The organism is Streptomyces sp. A01 (genome assembly GCF_059026195.1).
In genome coordinates this window covers 255,031-272,446 of record NZ_JBWLKN010000010.1, presented here as the reverse complement: position 1 = coordinate 272,446, position 17,416 = coordinate 255,031, and the positions used below count along the sequence as shown (strand labels likewise).

At 72.8% G+C, this 17,416-nt stretch carries 14 protein-coding genes; 12 read left to right on the top strand and 2 right to left on the bottom strand.

Going from position 1 to position 17,416, the window contains the following annotated elements:
- The first annotated feature begins 15 nt into the window (after nt 1–15).
- The 4 genes from AC5P1B_RS16515 to AC5P1B_RS16500 all read left to right on the top strand — a co-directional run bounded on the left by AC5P1B_RS16515 (nt 16) and on the right by AC5P1B_RS16500 (nt 5,974).
- The gene (locus AC5P1B_RS16515; RefSeq protein ID WP_493887901.1) at nt 16–1,404 is read left to right on the top strand and encodes an NYN domain-containing protein; all 1,389 of its coding nucleotides are present in this window, start codon (nt 16–18) and stop codon (nt 1,402–1,404) included.
- Nucleotides 1,405–2,112: 708 nt separating this feature from the next.
- The gene (locus AC5P1B_RS16510; RefSeq protein ID WP_493887900.1) at nt 2,113–3,138 is read left to right on the top strand and encodes a C40 family peptidase; all 1,026 of its coding nucleotides are present in this window, start codon (nt 2,113–2,115) and stop codon (nt 3,136–3,138) included.
- A gap of 374 nt (nt 3,139–3,512) precedes the next feature.
- Entirely contained in the window at nt 3,513–4,571 is a 1,059-nt protein-coding gene (locus tag AC5P1B_RS16505) for a C40 family peptidase (protein ID WP_493887899.1), read from the top strand.
- 131 nt (nt 4,572–4,702) lie between these two features.
- A complete protein-coding gene (locus AC5P1B_RS16500; RefSeq protein ID WP_493887898.1) occupies nt 4,703–5,974 on the top strand; it encodes a hypothetical protein in 1,272 nt (423 codons plus the stop codon).
- Nucleotides 5,975–6,093: 119 nt separating this feature from the next.
- Here AC5P1B_RS16500 and AC5P1B_RS16495 read toward each other — a convergent pair whose 3' ends face one another.
- Nucleotides 6,094–6,624, bottom strand: coding sequence for a PadR family transcriptional regulator (locus AC5P1B_RS16495; RefSeq protein WP_493887945.1), 531 nt, complete (start codon nt 6,622–6,624; stop codon nt 6,094–6,096).
- A 189-nt stretch (nt 6,625–6,813) separates the two neighbouring features.
- Here AC5P1B_RS16495 and AC5P1B_RS16490 point away from each other — a divergent pair, with 189 nt between their 5' ends.
- Nucleotides 6,814–8,184, top strand: a complete 1,371-nt coding sequence (locus AC5P1B_RS16490; protein WP_493887897.1) for an MATE family efflux transporter — start codon at nt 6,814–6,816, stop codon at nt 8,182–8,184.
- An 18-nt stretch (nt 8,185–8,202) separates the two neighbouring features.
- The gene (locus AC5P1B_RS16485; RefSeq protein WP_493887896.1) at nt 8,203–9,345 is read left to right on the top strand and encodes a glycosyltransferase family 4 protein; all 1,143 of its coding nucleotides are present in this window, start codon (nt 8,203–8,205) and stop codon (nt 9,343–9,345) included.
- Nucleotides 9,346–9,535: 190 nt separating this feature from the next.
- On the opposite strand, the gene AC5P1B_RS16480 is transcribed toward AC5P1B_RS16485, so the two are convergent.
- The gene (locus tag AC5P1B_RS16480) at nt 9,536–11,332 is read right to left on the bottom strand and encodes an AMP-dependent synthetase/ligase (protein ID WP_493887894.1); all 1,797 of its coding nucleotides are present in this window, start codon (nt 11,330–11,332) and stop codon (nt 9,536–9,538) included.
- A gap of 288 nt (nt 11,333–11,620) precedes the next feature.
- Here AC5P1B_RS16480 and AC5P1B_RS16475 point away from each other — a divergent pair, with 288 nt between their 5' ends.
- The 6 genes from AC5P1B_RS16475 to AC5P1B_RS16450 all read left to right on the top strand — a co-directional run bounded on the left by AC5P1B_RS16475 (nt 11,621) and on the right by AC5P1B_RS16450 (nt 17,220).
- Nucleotides 11,621–12,382: a metallophosphoesterase family protein gene (locus tag AC5P1B_RS16475; RefSeq protein ID WP_493887943.1), complete on the top strand. Its 762-nt coding sequence runs from the start codon at nt 11,621–11,623 to the stop codon at nt 12,380–12,382.
- A 172-nt stretch (nt 12,383–12,554) separates the two neighbouring features.
- Complete coding sequence (locus AC5P1B_RS16470) at nt 12,555–13,004, top strand: SRPBCC family protein (RefSeq protein WP_493887893.1); 450 nt, start codon at nt 12,555–12,557, stop codon at nt 13,002–13,004.
- 7 nt (nt 13,005–13,011) lie between these two features.
- Nucleotides 13,012–14,376: an ArsA family ATPase gene (locus AC5P1B_RS16465; protein ID WP_493887892.1), complete on the top strand. Its 1,365-nt coding sequence runs from the start codon at nt 13,012–13,014 to the stop codon at nt 14,374–14,376.
- Between the two features lie 106 nt (nt 14,377–14,482).
- A complete protein-coding gene (locus AC5P1B_RS16460; RefSeq protein WP_493887891.1) occupies nt 14,483–15,031 on the top strand; it encodes a DUF5304 domain-containing protein in 549 nt (182 codons plus the stop codon).
- 56 nt (nt 15,032–15,087) lie between these two features.
- Nucleotides 15,088–16,029: an ROK family glucokinase gene (locus tag AC5P1B_RS16455; RefSeq protein ID WP_493887890.1), complete on the top strand. Its 942-nt coding sequence runs from the start codon at nt 15,088–15,090 to the stop codon at nt 16,027–16,029.
- Nucleotides 16,030–16,431: 402 nt separating this feature from the next.
- Nucleotides 16,432–17,220, top strand: a complete 789-nt coding sequence (locus AC5P1B_RS16450; RefSeq protein WP_493887889.1) for an endonuclease/exonuclease/phosphatase family protein — start codon at nt 16,432–16,434, stop codon at nt 17,218–17,220.
- Nucleotides 17,221–17,416 lie beyond the last annotated feature (196 nt).

Below are 17,416 nucleotides of genomic sequence, written 5' to 3'. Positions count from 1 at the left end.
ACGGAGCGGTGACAGGTGGTGGAGCGGACGAGCGGCCCGGAAGCGGTCGATGACGCCGGGGTCTCCGGCGGCGCCGAAGGCGCTGGGGAGGCTCCCGAGGCGCTCGACCGCCCGCTGCCCGAGGGCGTCAGGCACCGGGTCGTGGCGCTCGTCGCCGACGCTTTCGGCGGGCTGACCATCGCCGAACTCCCGCCGCAGCTGCGACAGTACGCCCGCTTCACCCCGACCCGCAGGGCCAAGTTCGCGGGCAACGCCATGGCCGCGGCCGTGGCGACCACCCCCGCCTTCCGGCAGCGGATCGCCGCCAGGCTGCGCGAGACCCAGGCCGAGCTGGCCGGGGCCATCGAGGACGGCTCGCCTCCCGCGGCCGCCGACCCGGTGGACGTCGCCGCGCTCGCCTACATCCTGCGGCCCACGGGGTGGGTCAAGCTCGTCGAGGCCGCGGGCGAGGAGGCGCAGCGGGCGAACGCCGAGCGCGCGGGTGCCCGCGCGCTGGACGAGCTGCGGCAGCTTCGTGAGGAGCTGGACCAGGTGCGCGCGGCGGCGCGTGCGGACGCCGACCGCGCGCGAGCGGAACTGGAGGCGGCCCGCAAGGAGGCCGAGTCGTCGCAGCGCAAGCTGCGCAGCGCCCTGAGCGACGTCAAGCGGGGCGAGGCGGCGCTGCGCAAGTCGGCCGCCGAGCTGGAATCCCAGCGCTCGGTGGCCGCGGCGCAGCAGGCGCAGGCGGAGGGGGAGGCGCGCCGCCTCAAGACCCGGCTCGCCGAGACCGAGGCGGCGCTTGAGGCGAGCCGCCGCGCGGTGCGCGAGGGGCGCAGCGTGGAGGACATGCGGCTGCGGCTGTTGCTCGACACCGTGCTTGACGCGGCCCAGGGGTTGCGCCGCGAACTCGCGCTGCCGCCCGCTTCGATGCACCCGGCCGACACGGTGGAGGCGGTGGAGCCGGGCAAGATGACGCCCAAGGACATCGCGACCCGCGCGCTGTCCGACATGGACCCGGCGCTCCTCGACCAGCTGCTCGCGCTGCCCCAGGCGCATCTGGTGGTGGACGGCTACAACGTCACGAAGACCGGCTATCCGACGATGCCGCTGGAGAAGCAGCGGCTGCGGCTGCTGGGCGGGCTCGCGGTGCTCGCCGCCCAGACCGGCGCCGAGATGACCTGTGTCTTCGACGGCGCTGAGCTGGCCGCCCCGGTGCTGCTCGCCCCGCCGCGCGGGGTGCGGGTGATGTTCAGCAAGCCGGGCGTGACCGCCGACGAGCTGATCCGGCAGCTGGTCAGGGCCGAACCGCCGGGCCGCCCGGTCGTGGTGGTCTCCACCGACCGCGAGGTGGCCGACGGCGTGGCGCGGGCCGGGGCGCGTCCGGTGGCGTCGGCGCTGCTGCTCAAGCGCCTCGCGCGGACCTGAACTTCGCGCGTCCACGTCTTCCCAGGCGCTCCGGAATCCTCTCGGTGCGCCTTTTTCTGTGCGCCTGCCACTGAGTGCCTGCCTTTGTGCGCTTCTCCGCGCCCGGTGCGCGTGTCCCGCATGCGCGCGGGCCTGCTGGGCGTGAGGGCGCGCCTGCGGCCGTGACGCGGCGGGTGCCGGGTGCGGAGCGCCGAAGCGGAATGAGACCGCTGGCGCCGCCCCGTAGCCCCGTCTGGCGCGCTCGGGCCTGCGGCGTCAACCGCGTGCACCACGGGCGGGGGGAATATCCGAGAGGGCGCGGCGAGATGCCGTGGGGTGTCCCACGCATCTGATAGCCGGTCATCTTGTCGCACCTACGACTGAAACGGTCAACTTCATGACGATCATTACCAAGAACGGACAACTGCCGTTTAACTCCGGTCGGTTGGTGAGCCTAGAGTCAAGTAAGCGTTACTGTGGGTGTGATGTTGGTAAAAGATGCACCTGGTGACCAAGATTTTTCCCTGTGAGTTTGAACGGATCACGGCGAGGTCACTAAGGTCAGGGCTCGAACCCTCGCGCGGTTGATCACCCATCCGGGGTGACAGCGGGGTTACCGCCGATCCGCGTCACCGGCCCCCAGAGCCTTGGGAGTCCGGAAAGCGGAGCCGGGGTCTGACAAACCCCCACCACCCGGTAGGCGGCTGGAGGAAGAAGGAGCTCGCCTTCGTGGCGTCCCACCGTCGACCCAAGCAGCCGAGCCGCACTCGGGTAACCGTGCTCACCGCGACCGCCGCCGCTGCCGTCGCTCTCACCTCCCAGGCTGCGCACGCCGACCCCAAGCCGGCCAAGAAAGACGTCAAGGCCCAGGTCGACAAGCTCTACGAAGAGGCGGAGCAGGCCACCGAGAAGTACAACGGGGCCAAGGAGAAACAGGACAAGCTCGAAAAGCAGGTCGACACGCTCCAGGACAAGGTCGCGCGCGGCCAGGAGGATCTCAACAGCCTTCGCAACGGCCTCGGTTCGATGGCCACCGCGCAGTACCGCACCGGTGGTGTGGACCCGTCCGTCCAGCTGATCCTCTCCTCCGACCCGGACGACTACCTCGACAAGGCGTCCACCCTCAACCAGGTCAGCAGCAAGCAGGCGGGCTCGCTCAAGAAGATCGGCGACAAGCAGCGCACGCTCAAGCAGCAGCGCGAAGAGGCGTCGACGAAGCTGAAGGACCTCGCTGAGACGCGCGAGGCGCTGGGCGAGAAGAAGAAGGAAATCCAGGGCAAGCTCTCCAAGGCTCAGGCGCTGCTCAACACGCTGGACGCCAAGGAGCGCGCCGCGATCGCCAAGAAGGAGGAGCGCGCCAACCGCTCCTCCGCCGAGCGCGTGGACCTCGGCAAGGAGGCGCCCGAATCGGGGCGCGCCGCCGCCGCGCTGGCCGCCGCGAAGACCAAGATCGGCTCCCCGTATGTGTGGGGCGCGACGGGCCCGAGCTCCTTCGACTGCTCCGGCCTCACCTCGTGGGCGTACGGGCAGGCCGGAGTCTCCCTGGACCGCACCTCCCAGGCCCAGGCCAACAACGGCACCCGCATCGGCCAGAGCGAACTGAAGCCGGGCGACCTGGTCCTCTTCTACGACGACCTGCACCACATCGGTCTGTACGCGGGCAACGGCCAGGTGCTCCACGCGCCGAAGCCGGGTGCCAACGTGCGCTTCGAGGCGATGGGCAACATGCCGTTCGCCTTCGGCGTCCGCGTCTGAGGCGTCCCCGCACCCGCGGACCGCACGCCGGCTCGGCACGCTCGTACACCCGGCCACGCGGCCGCCACCGCCCGGTGGCGGCCGCGTGGCCGCTGTGTGCCGCGGGCCTTGTCGGGCAGTCGCGGACCGGAAGCTGAACGCTCGCCTCCGGCGCGCCCGTTCGGGCGAATCACGGCAACTCCCGCTGACCGCCCGCCCCGTCGGTGACCTGCGCCTGAGGCGAATCGCGCGGTGGGCGCCGCGAGATGGCCGACGAGCGGGTTCGTGACCCGGAGTGTTCGCCCGGCTACTGTCTGCCGCGCGCGGTTCCGACCAGTCGTACGCCCGTCCGTGGGCGCGGAGGACCGCCCCAGCGGAAGGGAGTGCGGCCTCCAGTGGTGTCCCATCGCCGTACCTCGCCAGCCAGTCACGACCGGCCGATCCGGGTGACCGTGCTGTCCGTCGCCCTCGCGGCCTCCGCCGTGGCGCTGACCGGCGCTCCGGCCGGGGCCGACCCGACGGACGCCCCCGCCGACGCGCGCACCGCCGAGGCGGCCGGCGCCGCCAGGCACAGGGTGGACCGGCTCTACCACCAGGCGGAGCTGGCGACCGAGAAATACAACTCGGCCAAGGAGAACACCGACCGGCTGCGCACGCGCGTAGAAGCCATCCAGGACCGGGTCGCCCGGGGCCAGGACAGCGTCAACCGGATGCGTGGCGCCCTCGCCTCGCTCGCCGGTGCCCAATACCGTTCCGGCGGCATCGCCCCCAGCCTGACCCTGCTGCTCTCGGAGGACCCCGACGGCTACCTGGAGAAGGCCGCGACGCTGGACCGCATCAGCAACCACCAGCTCAGGCAGCTGCGCTCGCTGGGCGCCGCGCAGCGAGCACTGCGCCAGCAGCGTACGGAGGCCACCGGCGAGCTGGCCAGGCTGGAGGACAGCCGCAAGGCCGTGGCCCGCCACAAGCGTGACGTGACACGCAAGCTCGCCGCCGCCCGGCGGGTGCTCAACTCCCTGCCCAGCGCCGAGCGCGCGGAACTCGGCCGCGCCGACCGCTCGCGCCGGGACGCCGCCGGGCCCGGCGCCTCCAGCGTGGCGGCGTCCTCGCCGCGGGCGGGCGCCGCCTTCCTCGCCGCCCAGCGGGTCGTCGGCTCCCCGTACGCGTGGGGCCAGGCCGGTCCGCACGCGTTCGACTGCTCCGGCCTGACGCAGTGGGCGTACGGCAGGGCCGGAGTCGCCATCCCGCGCACGTCGCAAGCTCAGCGCGGGGCAGGGCGCCAGGTGTCGCTCAGTCAGGCCAAGCCGGGTGATCTGGTGGTGTACCGGGACGATGCCAGTCATGTGGGGATGTACGCGGGCAACGGCCAGGTGATCCACGCCCCGTACCCCGGGGCCAGGGTGCGTTACGACCCCGTCGGGATGATGCCCGTGTCCTCCATCACCCGTCCCTGAGATGGCTTCAGGTCACCTGATGTCCCGCACCGTCAGCCCGTACGATCGACCATGTGGCGGGCAGGTGGCGGTGGGGTGGACGGTGGGCGGTCAGCGGTGTGGCGGCCGTTCTTGTCGCATTGACGGCGGGGTTGGCGGGACTTGCCACGCTTGTCGGGTGGGGCGGTGATCCCGCCGGCCCCGACCCGGACGTCAAGGGCATAGAACGGATGCTGGCGCGGCGCGCCGAGGCGGTACGCGACCGGGACGAGAGGGCCTTTCTCGCCACCGTGGACCGCGCGGCCTCCCGGTTCCGCACCGACCAGCGGAAGATGTTCGACAACCTGACCGAGGTGCCGCTGAGCGCCTGGCAGTACCGGTTCGTCCGCAAGGGCGGCTTCGCGCCCGTGCTGGGCGAAGGGCGCAGAGTCGCCGTCCAGGTCGAACTCCGCTACCAGCTCTCCGGATACGACACCGCGCCCGTCAGCACGCCGCAGCGGCTCACGCTCGCCGAGCGGAACGACCGCTGGTACGTCGCCGCCGACGAGGCGCCGGGCAACGGGGGCGCGACGGGCGGCTCCCGCTCCTCCTCCGCGTCAGCGGCCAAGACCGGCGAGCACCTGTGGGACCAGGGCGCCGTGTCCGTGATCCACGGCAAGCGCAGTCTGGTCCTCGGCGTCGGGCAGAGCCGCCGCTCCCTGCGGGCCATAGCGGAGACCGCCGACAAGGCGGTGCCCGCCGTCGAGGGAGCGTGGCGCGAGCCCTGGGCGGGCCGGGTGGTCGTCGAAGTGCCGGGCTCCCTGGACGAGATGGCCGCCCTGCTCGGCGGCTCCGCCTCCGGCTACCGGGGCATCGCCGCCGTCACCACCGGCGAGATCGGCGGCGCCGGGACCGTCCCCGCCGACCGTGTGATCATCAACCCGGAGGCGTACGGCATTCTGGGCGACCTCGGCCGCCAGGTCGTGATGACCCACGAGACCACCCACGTGGCGACCAGGACCCACACCTCGGCCGCCACCCCGCTCTGGCTCTCCGAGGGCTTCGCCGACTGGATCGGCTACCGGCGTACCAAGACCTTCCCCCGGCAGGTGGCGCCCGAGCTGACCCGCGCGGTGGAGACCGGCGCCCTGCCTCGCGAGCTGCCAGGGGACGACGACTTCGGCTTCACGGGCAACGGCAACATGCTGGCTCAGGCGTACGAGAAGGGCTGGCTGGCCTGCCGCATGATCGCCGACCAGTGGGGCGAGCGGAAACTGGTGGACTTCTACCGCGCCGTCGGCCGGGCGGACGACCGCCCCGGGGCGGTGCGGGACGCGCTGCGCAGCGAACTGGGCATCGAGGAAGCCGCCTTCGTCAAGCGCTGGCGCGCCTACCTGGCCGACCAGCTGCGCGCGGAGCCGCGTCCGCGGGGGACGGTCAGCTGAGGCCGGCGGCTCCCGCACAAGGAGCGCTCCGTTCGCCCGGGGCGGGCGCTCCGGCCGCCCGGGAGCGGCGGGCCTGACGCCCCGGCGCGCGGGTGTGGCGGGCGGCTCGTGGGGGCGGGTCAGCCAGTCTCCGCGAGTGCGCTGAGGGCCTCCGCCAGCCAGGCCTTCTCCGCCTGGCCCGTCGCCCGCGCGATCCGCAGCATCCCCTGGCGGAACATGTCCTTCTCCTCCTCCGCGCGCACCGGCTCGCCGTCGCGGTAGAAGAAGCTCGCCGGGGCGTCCAGGAACGCCTTGCGCCGCCGCAGCACGGCGGCTTGCTCCGCCGGGTCCGGCAGCAGCCGCAGGAAGGCGAGCAGCGTGAAGAAGCGCTGGCCGTCGGTGATCTCGACGTCCTTCGGCGCGCGGAGGCGGGCCAGCAGCGCCGCGCGGCCCTCGCCGGTGAGGGACAGGATGCGGCGCGGGGCGGCGCCCGTACCGGGCTCCGTGCGCTGCTCCACAAGACCGCTCTTCACCAGGCGGTTGATCGCCGGATACAGGGCGCCGTCGCTGACCGGCCGGACATGGCCGCTCAGCCCCTTGATGCGCTCCTTGAGCTCGTAGCCGTGCAGCGGCTCGTCATGGAGAAAGCCGAGGATCGTCAGCTCCAGCACCCCGTACGCCGTCCCTTCGTCGCGCCCGTCCGCCCTTGCCCGGTGGTCGCCTCCCATGATACCTCTCATCGCGGTACATCGTTTCGAGGTATCAGTGAGAGGCGTGGGGAGCGTGGGGGCGTGAGGGGTTCGAAGATCACGAGAGGTGTGCGGGGCCCCAGCGGCGCTCGGCGTGGGGCGCGGCGCGGCATGGCGCCCAACGGCCATCGCGAGACGCTCGTCAAGCTCGCCTTCCCGGTCTACTTCGAGCTGCTGGCCGGGGTGGTGGCGGGGATCGTCAACATGGTCTGGGTCGCCCGGCTCGGCGGAGCCGCGGTCGCCGCCGTCGCCGTCGCCACCAACGTCGAGAACCTGCTGCTCGGCGTGATCCTGATGGCCGGGACCGGCACCACCGTGCTCGTCGCACATGCCGCCGGAGCCCGCGACCCGGCAGCCCTGCGCGCCGCCGTCCGGGGCGGCTGGGCCCTGTGCGCGCTGCTCACCCCGGCCGTCGCCATCGGCGGCTGGGCGCTGCGCGAGCCCCTCGCCCGGCTGGTGCTCGGCGGCCGCGACGGGCCCGTGCTCGCCCTCGCCATCGGGTACTTCACGGTCTCCCTGCCCGGCATCGCCGTCTTCTTCGCCCAGAACGTCCTCGACGGCGTGCTGAAGGGCGCGGGCGACACCCGCACACCGATGCGGCTCGCCTTCCTCGCCAACGCGCTGATCCTCGTCCTCGACCCGCTGTTCATCTTCGGCCTGCTCGGCCTGCCCGAACTGGGCGTACGCGGCGCGGCGGTCGCCACCGTCCTCGGCCGGTCGGTCGCGCTGGCCGCCGGGTGCCTGGCGCTGCGCCGCAACCGGCTCGTACGGGAGGCACGCGGCGTCCGCCCCGCCACGCCCACGGTCACCGCGCTGCGCAGGACAGCGGCGACCGGGCTGCCGATGTCCGCCGACTTCCTGGTGCGGATGGCCGGTTCGCTGGCGCTCGTCGCGATCGTGGCGCGGCTCGGGGTGACCCAGGTCGCCGCGTACGGCATCGCCACGAAGGCGATGTACGTGGCCACGATGGCCTTCTACGCCGTGCGCCAGGCCGCCGCGATCCACACCGCGCGCACGCTGGGCGCCGAGGCGGGGAGCGGAGTGCGCCCCCGGTCACCGGTCGCGGCGGAGCTGGCCGCGATCGGACGGCAGGCGCTGCTGCTGGGCGCCGGGCTGGGGGCGGCCGCCGCCGTCCTGCTGCTGATCGCCGCCCCCTGGGTGATGCGGGCCTTCGGGGCCGCACCGGACGTGGCGGCGCACGGGGCGCTGTTCCTGCGGTGCCTCGGCCCGTATCTGCTGTTCCTGTCCTGCTTCATCGCGCTCGGCGGCCTCTTCGAGGGAAGCGGCGGCAGCCCGCTGATGCTGCGCGTCACGCTGGCCGGAGCGGTCGTCCAACTGCCGTTCGCGTACGGCCTGTCGCGGTTCGGCTTGCCCGGGGTGTGCCTGGCGATGGCCGTGAGCGCCGGTCTGCAGTGCCTCGCCGTGCTCGCGGCGGCGCGGTCGGGCCGCGTCAGCGGAGTGCGCCGGTGGGGTCTGCCGTAGCCGGTACTCTCTGCGGCGATGGACAAGACTTTGATCGTCACGAACGACTTCCCGCCCCGGTCCGGCGGCATCCAGACGTTTCTGCACAACATCGCGCTGCGCCTCGATCCGGCCCGGGTCGTCGTGTACGCCAGCACCTGGAAGCGGGGCCAGGAGGGCGCGGCGGCGTGTGCCCGCTTCGACGCCGCGCAGCCCTTCACCGTCGTCCGGGACCGTACGACCATGCTGCTGCCCACCCCCCGGGTCACCCGCCGCGCGACGGAACTGCTGCGCGGGCACGGCTGCTCCTCGGTGTGGTTCGGGGCGGCGGCCCCGCTCGGCCTGATGGCGCCCGCGCTGCGCGCCGCGGGCGCCGGACGGCTGGTCGCCACCACGCACGGCCACGAGGCGGGCTGGGCCCAGCTGCCCGCCGCCAGGCAGCTGCTGCGCCGGATCGGCGAGGGAACCGACACGGTCACCTACCTCGGCGAGTACACCCGCTCCAAGATCTCCGGAGCGCTCACCGAGCGCGCCGCCGCCCGCATGGTCCAGCTCCCGCCCGGCGTCGACGAGAAGACCTTCCACCCCGGCTCAGGGGGCGAGGAGATCCGGGCCAGGCTCGGGCTGGCGGAGCGGCCCGTCGTGGTGTGCGTCTCCCGTCTCGTGCCGCGCAAGGGGCAGGACACGCTGATCCTGGCGCTGCCGCGCATCCTGCGCCGGGTGCCCGACGCCGTGCTGCTGATCGTCGGCGGCGGCCCGTACCGCGGCGAGCTGGAACGGCTGGCGCGCGAGACCGGCGTGACCGGCTCCGTGCGGTTCACCGGCCCCGTGCCGTCGGAGGAACTGCCCGCACACTACGGGGCGGGCGACGTCTTCGCGATGCCGTGCCGCACCCGGCGCGGCGGCCTCGACGTGGAGGGCCTCGGCATCGTCTACCTGGAGGCGTCCGCGACCGGGCTTCCCGTCGTCGCGGGGGACTCCGGCGGCGCGCCGGACGCCGTGCTCGACGGCGAGACGGGGTGGGTGGTGCGCGGTGGCTCCGCCGAGGACGCGGCGGACCGGATCACGGCCCTCCTCGACGACCCGGGGCTGCGGCGGCGGATGGGCGCGAGGGGCCGGTCCTGGGTCGAGGAGCGCTGGCGCTGGGACCTGCTGGCGGACCGGCTGAGCGCGCTGCTGTGAGGGCGGCGCGCCGCGCCGCGTGTGGCGCCGCTCCGGGCGCCGGTGCCGGTGTCACCGCCTCGGCGCCGGACACCGAGGCGGAGGCGCTACGGAAACGGATGCGCGAACGCCGCAAGGGCCGGGAGAACCCGGCCCTTGCGGCGGCGTGGGTGGCCCCGGCCCCCGGAGACCGCGGGCGTCACCGCACCGGTCAGCCCCGGTAGATGGCCTCGATCTCGTCGGCGAAGTCCTTGGCGACCACATTGCGCTTCAGCTTCAGCGACGGCGTCACATGGCCCGAGTCCTCGGTGAACTGGGTCGGCAGGATGCGGAACTTGCGGACCGACTCGGCCTTGGAGACCGCTGCGTTCCCGTCGTCCACCGCGCGCTGCACCTCGGCCAGGAGATCGGCGTCGGTGCGGAGTTCGGCGGCGGTGACACCGGCGGGCTTGCCGTGCTCCTCGGCCCAGCGCGGCAGGAACTCCTCGTCCAGCGTGACGAGCGCGCCGACGAACGGCCGTGCGTCGCCCACCACCATGCACTCGGCGACCAGCGCGTGCGCCCTGATGCGGTCCTCGATGACGGCAGGGGCGACGTTCTTGCCGCCCGCCGTCACGATGATCTCCTTCTTACGGCCGGTGATCGTGAGATAGCCGTCCTCGTCGAGAGTGCCGACGTCACCGGTGTGGAACCAGCCGTCGGACAGCGCGTCGGCGGTGGCGGCCTCGTTGTTCCAGTAGCCGCTGAACAGGTGCTCGCCGTGCAGCAGCACCTCGCCGTCGTCCGCGATGCGCACCACGGAGCCCGGCATCGGCTGGCCGACCGAGCCGATCTTCTGCCGGTCCCACGGGTTGAACGTGGTCGCCGCGCAGGACTCCGTCAGGCCGTATCCCTCCAGCACCGTGAAGCCGATGCCCCGGTAGAAGTGCCCCAGCCGCTCGCCCAGCGGCGCGCCGCCGGAGATCGCGTGCGTGGCCCGGCCGCCGAGCACCGCGCGCAGCTTGCTGAAGACCAGCCGGTCGAAGACCTTGTGTTTGAACCGCAGGCCGAGCGACGGGCCGCCCGGGGTGTCCTGGGCGCGGCTGTACGCGATGGCGCAGTCGGCCGCCTTGTCGAAGATCTTGCCCTTGCCGTCCGCCTGGGCCTTCGCCCGCGCCGAGTTGTAGACCTTCTCGAAGACGCGCGGCACGCCGAGCACCAGGGTGGGCCGGAACGTGGCGAGTTCGTCGGTGAGGTTCTTGATGTCGGCGACGTGGCCGAGCTTGATCGGCGCGAGCACGGCGGCCACCTGCACCAGCCGGCCGAAGACGTGCGCGACGGGGAGGAAGAGCAGGACCGAGGACTCGCCGGTCTTGAAGATCGGCTTCAGCCGCTCGACGGCGTTGCCGCACTCGGCGAAGAAGCTGCGGTGCGACAGCACGCAGCCCTTGGGGCGGCCGGTGGTCCCCGAGGTGTAGACGATGGTGGCGGGGGAGTCCGCGGTCGCCAACGAGCCGCGCTCGTCCACGGCCTGCTCGGTGACGCCCTGGCCCGCCGCCTCAAGGACGGCGACCGCGTCCCGCTCGATCTGCCAGATGTTGGCGAGGGCGGGCAGTCCGTCGCGTACGGACTCGACGACGGCCTCGTGGCCAGGGGTCTCGACCAGGCACGCCACGGCACCGGAGTCGCCGAGAATCCACTGGATCTGCTCGGCCGAGCTGGTCTCGTACACCGGCACGGTGACCGCGCCCGCGCTCCAGATCGCGAAGTCGAGGAGGGTCCACTCGTAGCGGGTACGGGACATCAGGCCCACCCGGTCGCCCGGCTGTACGCCGGAGGCGATCAGGCCCTTCGCCGCGGCTCGTACCTCGGCGAGGAAGGCGGCGGCCGAGACGTCCTGCCAGCGACCGCCGACCTTGCGGCCGAGGACCGTGACATCCGGGTGCTGGGCGGCGTTGCGCCGGATGAGGTCCGTCAGATTGCCGTCGGCCGGTACTTCGTAGAGGGCCGGAAGGCTGAACTCGCGCAAGACTGCTGCTCCTCGTCGGGCGCCGGCGCCACGTCACTGTGGCGTGCTACGTCGGCTGCGGTCCAAGATCAGGCGGGGGTGGCGGGGGAGTGTGGGGCTGCCCGGACGTTACCCATCGGTATGGCCTCCGGGATAGGGGGTCGCGCCTAGATGTTTTATGCGTCACACATCGTGCGGCTCCTTTGCGAAGGGTAGTGGCAAAGCCGGTCGGCGTGGAAATAACCGCAGGTGAGGGACGCTTTCAGCGAGAGGTCTCACGGGCTTAAAGTGACCCGCATGCGAGTCCACGTGGTCAGTGATGTGCATGGCAACAGTCAAGCTCTCAAAAAGGCGGGAGACGGTGCCGACGCCCTGATCTGTCTCGGCGATCTGGTGCTCTTCCTGGACTACGCGGATCACTCGCGCGGCATTTTCCCCGACTTGTTCGGAGTGGAGAACGCGCACCGCATCGTGGAGCTGCGCACCGCGCGCCGGTTCGCGGAGGCCCGTGAACTCGGGCGTCGGCTCTGGGCGTCCGTGGAGGCGGCGGGCGGACGCGAGGCCGTCATCGAAGCGGCCGTGGGCAGGCAGTACGCCGAACTCTTCCCGGCCTTTCCCACTCCGACGTACGCCACCTACGGCAATGTGGACATCCCGAGTCTGTGGCCCGACTACGTCAAACCCGGGACCACCGTCCTCGACGGCGAACGCGTGGAGATCGGCGGCCGCGTCTTCGGCTTCGTCGGCGGCGGGCTGCGCACACAGATGCGTACCCCCTACGAGATCGACGACGAGACGTACGCCGCGAAGATCGCGGCCCTCGGCGAGGTCGACGTGCTCTGTACGCACATCCCGCCCGACGTGGCCGAGCTCTGCTACGACACGGTCGCCCGCCGCTTCGAGCGCGGCAGCTCCGCCCTCCTGGACGCCATCCACGCGACACGGCCCCGGTACGCCCTCTTCGGCCACGTCCACCAGCCCCTCGCCCGCCGGATGCGGATTGGCGCCACGGAGTGCGTCAACGTGGGCCACTTCGCGTCGACCGGCACGCCCTGGGCACTCGAATGGTGACCAGCCGCCCGCTGAGCTCCGGCCCGCCGCCCCACCGCTGGGCGGCCGCTGGGGCGCCGGCCGAGTGCCCCGCCGCCCAGCCGGTCACCGGCGGTCTGCCGTTCGAGCCACGCGCGGTAGCCTTCAGCGGCAGGGACACGAGGCGGCGGACCGGTATGGAGGAGCCACGGCGATGGCGGAACACACCAGCTCAAGCATCACGATTGAGGCGGCCCCGGCCGACGTGATGGGGGTGATCGCCGACTTCGACCGTTACCCGGAGTGGACCGGCGAGGTCAAAGAGGCCGAAGTCCTCGCGAAAGACGACCAGGGCCGGGCCGAGCAGGTAAGGCTGCTCCTCGACGCCGGAGCGATCAAGGACGACCACACGCTCGCGTACACCTGGTCCGGGCCCAACGACGTGAGCTGGTCGCTGGTCAAGTCCCAGATGCTGCGCTCGCTCGACGGCTCGTACAGCCTCGCCCCGATCGACGGCGGCAAGCGCACCGAGGTGACGTACCAGCTCACCGTGGACGTGAAGATCCCCATGCTCGGCATGATCAAGCGCAAGGCCGAGAAGGTCATCATCGACCGGGCGCTGGCGGGGTTGAAGACGCGTGTGGAGAGCGGCACTGCGAACTGACCGGCACATGCGCACCATCCTCGTCACCGGCCTCGGCGGCAGCGGCCGCAGCACGGTCGCCGCGGCGACCGCCCTGGCGGCGGCCCGCTCCGGGAGCCGCACCCTGCTGCTCACCACCGACCGCGGCGGTGTGCTCGACGAGATGTTCCAGACGGACGGCGACGCGGCCGGGACCGGGGCGCCGTCGCGCGCTCCGTACGCACCGGGCGCGGCGTCCGGCGAAGCCCCGGGGCGCGCCGCCTGGACGACGCCCGTCGAGACCGCCCCCGGCCTGTGGGCGGCGCGCGTCGCCACCGGGGAGTACTTCCGCGCCGAGCTGACCGCCGTGCAGGAACGTGCCCGCACCGTCCTCGACTTCCTCGGCGCGAACCCCCTGGAGCCGGAGGAGTCCACCGAGCTTCCCGGCGCGGAGGCGTTCGCCCTGCTCTCCGCCGTACGGACCGCGCATGAGCGGGCGCGCGACGCCCGCGAGCGGCAGAACGCGACAGGCGCCCAGCCGGACGGTGACCGGAGCGAGAGCGGCCAACCCGCCGCCTGGGACGTACTCGTCGTCGACATGCCGCCCGCCCCCGACGCGGTCGCGCTGCTCGCCCTGCCCGAACAGGTCAGCCGCTACCTGCGCCGTCTGCTGCCCCCCGAGCGGCAGGCGGCCCGCGCGCTGCGCCCCGTCCTGGCGCAGCTCGCGGGCGTCCCCGCGCCCGCGCAGCGGCTGTACGAAGCCGTCGAGGGCTGGCAGCTCGAACTGGCCGCCGTGCGGCGGGTGACCGAGGCGGAACCCGTGACCGTACGGCTCGTCGCCGAACCCGGGCCGCTCGCCGCGCGAGCGCTGCGTGCCGCCCGCGCCGGTCTCGCCCTGCACGGCTGCCGGGTGGACGCGGTGATCGCCAACAAGCTGCTGCCCACCGGCTCGGCCGATCCCTGGCTCGCCGCCGCCTCCGGCCAACAGCAAGCCGCGCTGAAGGAGTTGAGGACGTCGTACGAGGAGAACGGCATCCGCCCGGTTCCCGTACGCGAACTGCCCCACCTCGGCCGCGATCCGCGCGGACTGGACGACCTCGGCCTGCTCGCCGACGCCATCGGCGCCCCGGACGAGCGGCCGGACCAGCCCGCCGCCGATCCCTGGACCGTCGAGGACCGGATCACCGACGACGGCCTGCTGGTGTGGCGGCTGCCGCTGGAGGGCGCCGAACGCGACGATCTCGGGCTGGTGCGGCGCGGCGACGAACTCGTCGTCAGCGTCGGACACTTCCGGCGCGTGCTGTCCCTGCCGTCCGCCCTGCGTCGCTGCACCGTCTCCGGGGCGGAGCTGCGCGACGGAGAGCTCCGGGTCCGCTTCGCACCCGATCCGGGCCAGTGGCCCAGGACACTCTGAACGGCGCACCGCCATTCGGGTAACGTCGGGAACGACGGCCACAACAGGCCGGGCCGGTCGGGCCGACCGTGCCGATCAGCCAGCCGCACCGCCGCAGGAGTCTGCCATGAGCGATGCCACCGAGCGCCCGGACGCGACCGGGGCCGCGACCGGGCCGAACAGCGAACCAGGCCAGGGAACGGACAACGAGAGCGCGGCCAAGGCGGCGCCCGACCCCGGAGCGTGGGAGCGTGCCTGCGCCGAGGACCTCGCCGCCGAACGCGCACGGCGACGGGCCCGCTACGGACAGCCCCCGGGCAGTGCCGCCGAAGAGTTGCGGAAGTTGGCGGAAGCCGTCACCAACAAGCTCTCCTCACTTCAAGGCCCGATCGCGGGCCTGGCCACCCAGGGCGTCGTCCAGCAGCTCATAGGGCAGGCGAAGGCCGCCGTGGAGCCCGTGATCGAGCGCAATCCCGATGTCTTCGACCACCTCGCCAGCGCCGGGTCCGAGCTGCTCGCGGCCTATCGTGCGGCGGTCATCGGGCAGGAGCAGCGCTGGACACGGGATGACGCCAAAACCGCGCACGGGGACGCGGATACCTCACCCGCCGGGAGCGAGCGACACGGCGGGCGGGACGATGTGCCTCCAGGAAGTGAACACATCGACCTCGATTGAGGCGGCCCTCCGGTACGGTTATGCGCGGCGGGGTTCGACCGAATACTGAGGGACACATGGGACTCACCATCGGCGTCGACATCGGCGGCACCAAGATCGCAGCTGGCGTGGTCGACGAAGAGGGCACGATTCTCGACACGTGCAAGGTGCCGACCCCGTCGACCCCTGAAGGCGTCGTCGACGCCATCGCGGACGCGGTGCGCACCGTGAGCGCGAGCCACGAGGTGGAGGCTGTCGGTATCGGCGCCGCCGGATACGTGGACGACAAGCGCGCCACCGTGCTCTTCGCGCCGAACATCAACTGGCGCCATGAGGCACTGAAGGACAAGGTCGAGCAGCGCGTCGGGCTGCCGGTCGTCGTGGAGAACGACGCCAACGCGGCCGCGTGGGGCGAGTACAAGTTCGGCGCGGGCCAGGGCCACGAGGACGTCATCTGCATCACGCTCGGCACCGGTCTGGGCGGCGGCGTCATCATCGGCAACAAGCTGCGCCGTGGCCGCTTCGGCGTCGCGGGCGAGTTCGGCCACATCCGGGTGGTCCCGGACGGTTTGCTGTGCGGCTGCGGCAGCCAGGGCTGCTGGGAGCAGTACGCGTCCGGGCGGGCGCTCGTCCGCTACGCGACCCAGCGCGCCGCCGCCACCCCGGAGAACGCGGCCTACCTCCTCGGCCTCGGCGACGGCACTCCGGCCGGCATCGAGGGCAAGCACATCAGTCTGGCCGCGCGGAACGGCGACCCGGTCGCCGTCGACTCCTTCCGCGAACTCGCCCGCTGGGCGGGCGCCGGTCTCGCCGATCTCGCCTCGCTCTTCGACCCGTCCGCCTTCATCGTCGGCGGCGGCGTCTCCGACGAGGGCGACCTCGTCCTCGACCCGATCCGCAAGTCGTTCCGGCGCTGGCTCGTGGGCGGCCAGTGGCGGCCGCACGCCCAGGTCCTCGCCGCGCAGCTCGGCGGCAAGGCCGGACTCGTCGGCGCGGCCGACCTCGCCCGCCAGGGCTGAGCGGCCCCCTCCGCGGGCCCGGGCCACCCCGGCGCCCGCACAGGCTCCGACGGCGCACCACCCGCACCGCGTACGGCCCGGCCCGTACGGCGCGTCGGTGAACACCCGCACCGAGCAAGGGTCGTACGGGGGCGTCACATAGGGGGACGACGCGTACGTGACATCCCCGTACGTGTCGCCCCCCGTATGCCGTCGCTCCGGTGACAGGTGTGGAATACGCGTGTGGAATGGCACGTGCTGAGTGGCGCGTGCGGAATGACACTCGTGGAATCCCACGCATGGAATCCCACGCATGGAAGCACATGTACGGAACCACATGTGCGGAACTACAGGCACGGAACCGCACGCACGGAATCACAGGTAGGGAATGACAGAGTCCCGTCTCAGCTCTGGAGTGGTGTAGTGACCGTCACGGCCCCACGGAGAGAACAGCCCGACCTGCCCGCGTCCCGCACGGAGCCGGACGGCTCCGTCGTCGTCCGGGTGCTCAGCTACAACGTCCGCTCACTGCGCGATGACCGGCGCGCGCTGGCCCGGGTGATCCGCGCCACCGCCCCCGACGTGGTGTGCGTCCAGGAGGCCCCGCGGTTCTTCCGCTGGCGGAAGGCGGCGGCGCGGCTGGCCCGCGACACCGGCCTCGTGTACGTCACCGGCGGCGCCACCACCACGGGCCCGATGATCCTCAGTTCGCTGCGCGCGCACGTCGAGCACACCGAAGAGGTGGTGCTGCCACGCTCACCAGGGCTGCACCGGCGGGGCTTCGCGGCAGCCGTGCTGCGCTTCGGCTCGGTCAGACTCGGCGTACTCAGCTGCCATCTGAGCCTCGCGGCCGCCGAGCGCCCCGCCCAGGCGGAGGCCCTGCTCGGCCGCCTCGCCGCGCTCGACGCCCCGCACGCCGTCGCCGCGGGCGATCTCAACGAGCCGCCCTCCGGCCCGGCGTTCCGGCGCCTGACCGGTCCGCTGCGGGACGCCTGGGCGGCCGAGCCGTGGGGTGGCGAACACACCTCGACACCGGACGACCCCCGCCGGCGCATCGACGCGATCCTGACCACGGAGGGCGTTCAGGTGCTCGGCTGCGGGGTGCCGACGGGGCTGCCGGGCGTGCGTCCAGGGGACCTGAGAGCGGCGACGGACCACCTTCCGGTCCTGGCCGCCCTCAGACTGCCGCCCACCGGCCACGCGCCGGGCTGATCCGCCGGACCACGCGTGCCCGGAAGGCCGTCAGGCCAAAGGGGAGCAGCCCGGGGCTGTGCCCCGTCTGGGGCGGGGGGAACTGCGCGATCAGCCGCGGCGCACCCGCGGTCCGCGACGCACGGACGGGGGCGCCGACCGACACGGGCACGGCGCGGAGGCTGTGCCCCGTCTGGGGCGGGGGGAACTGCGCGAC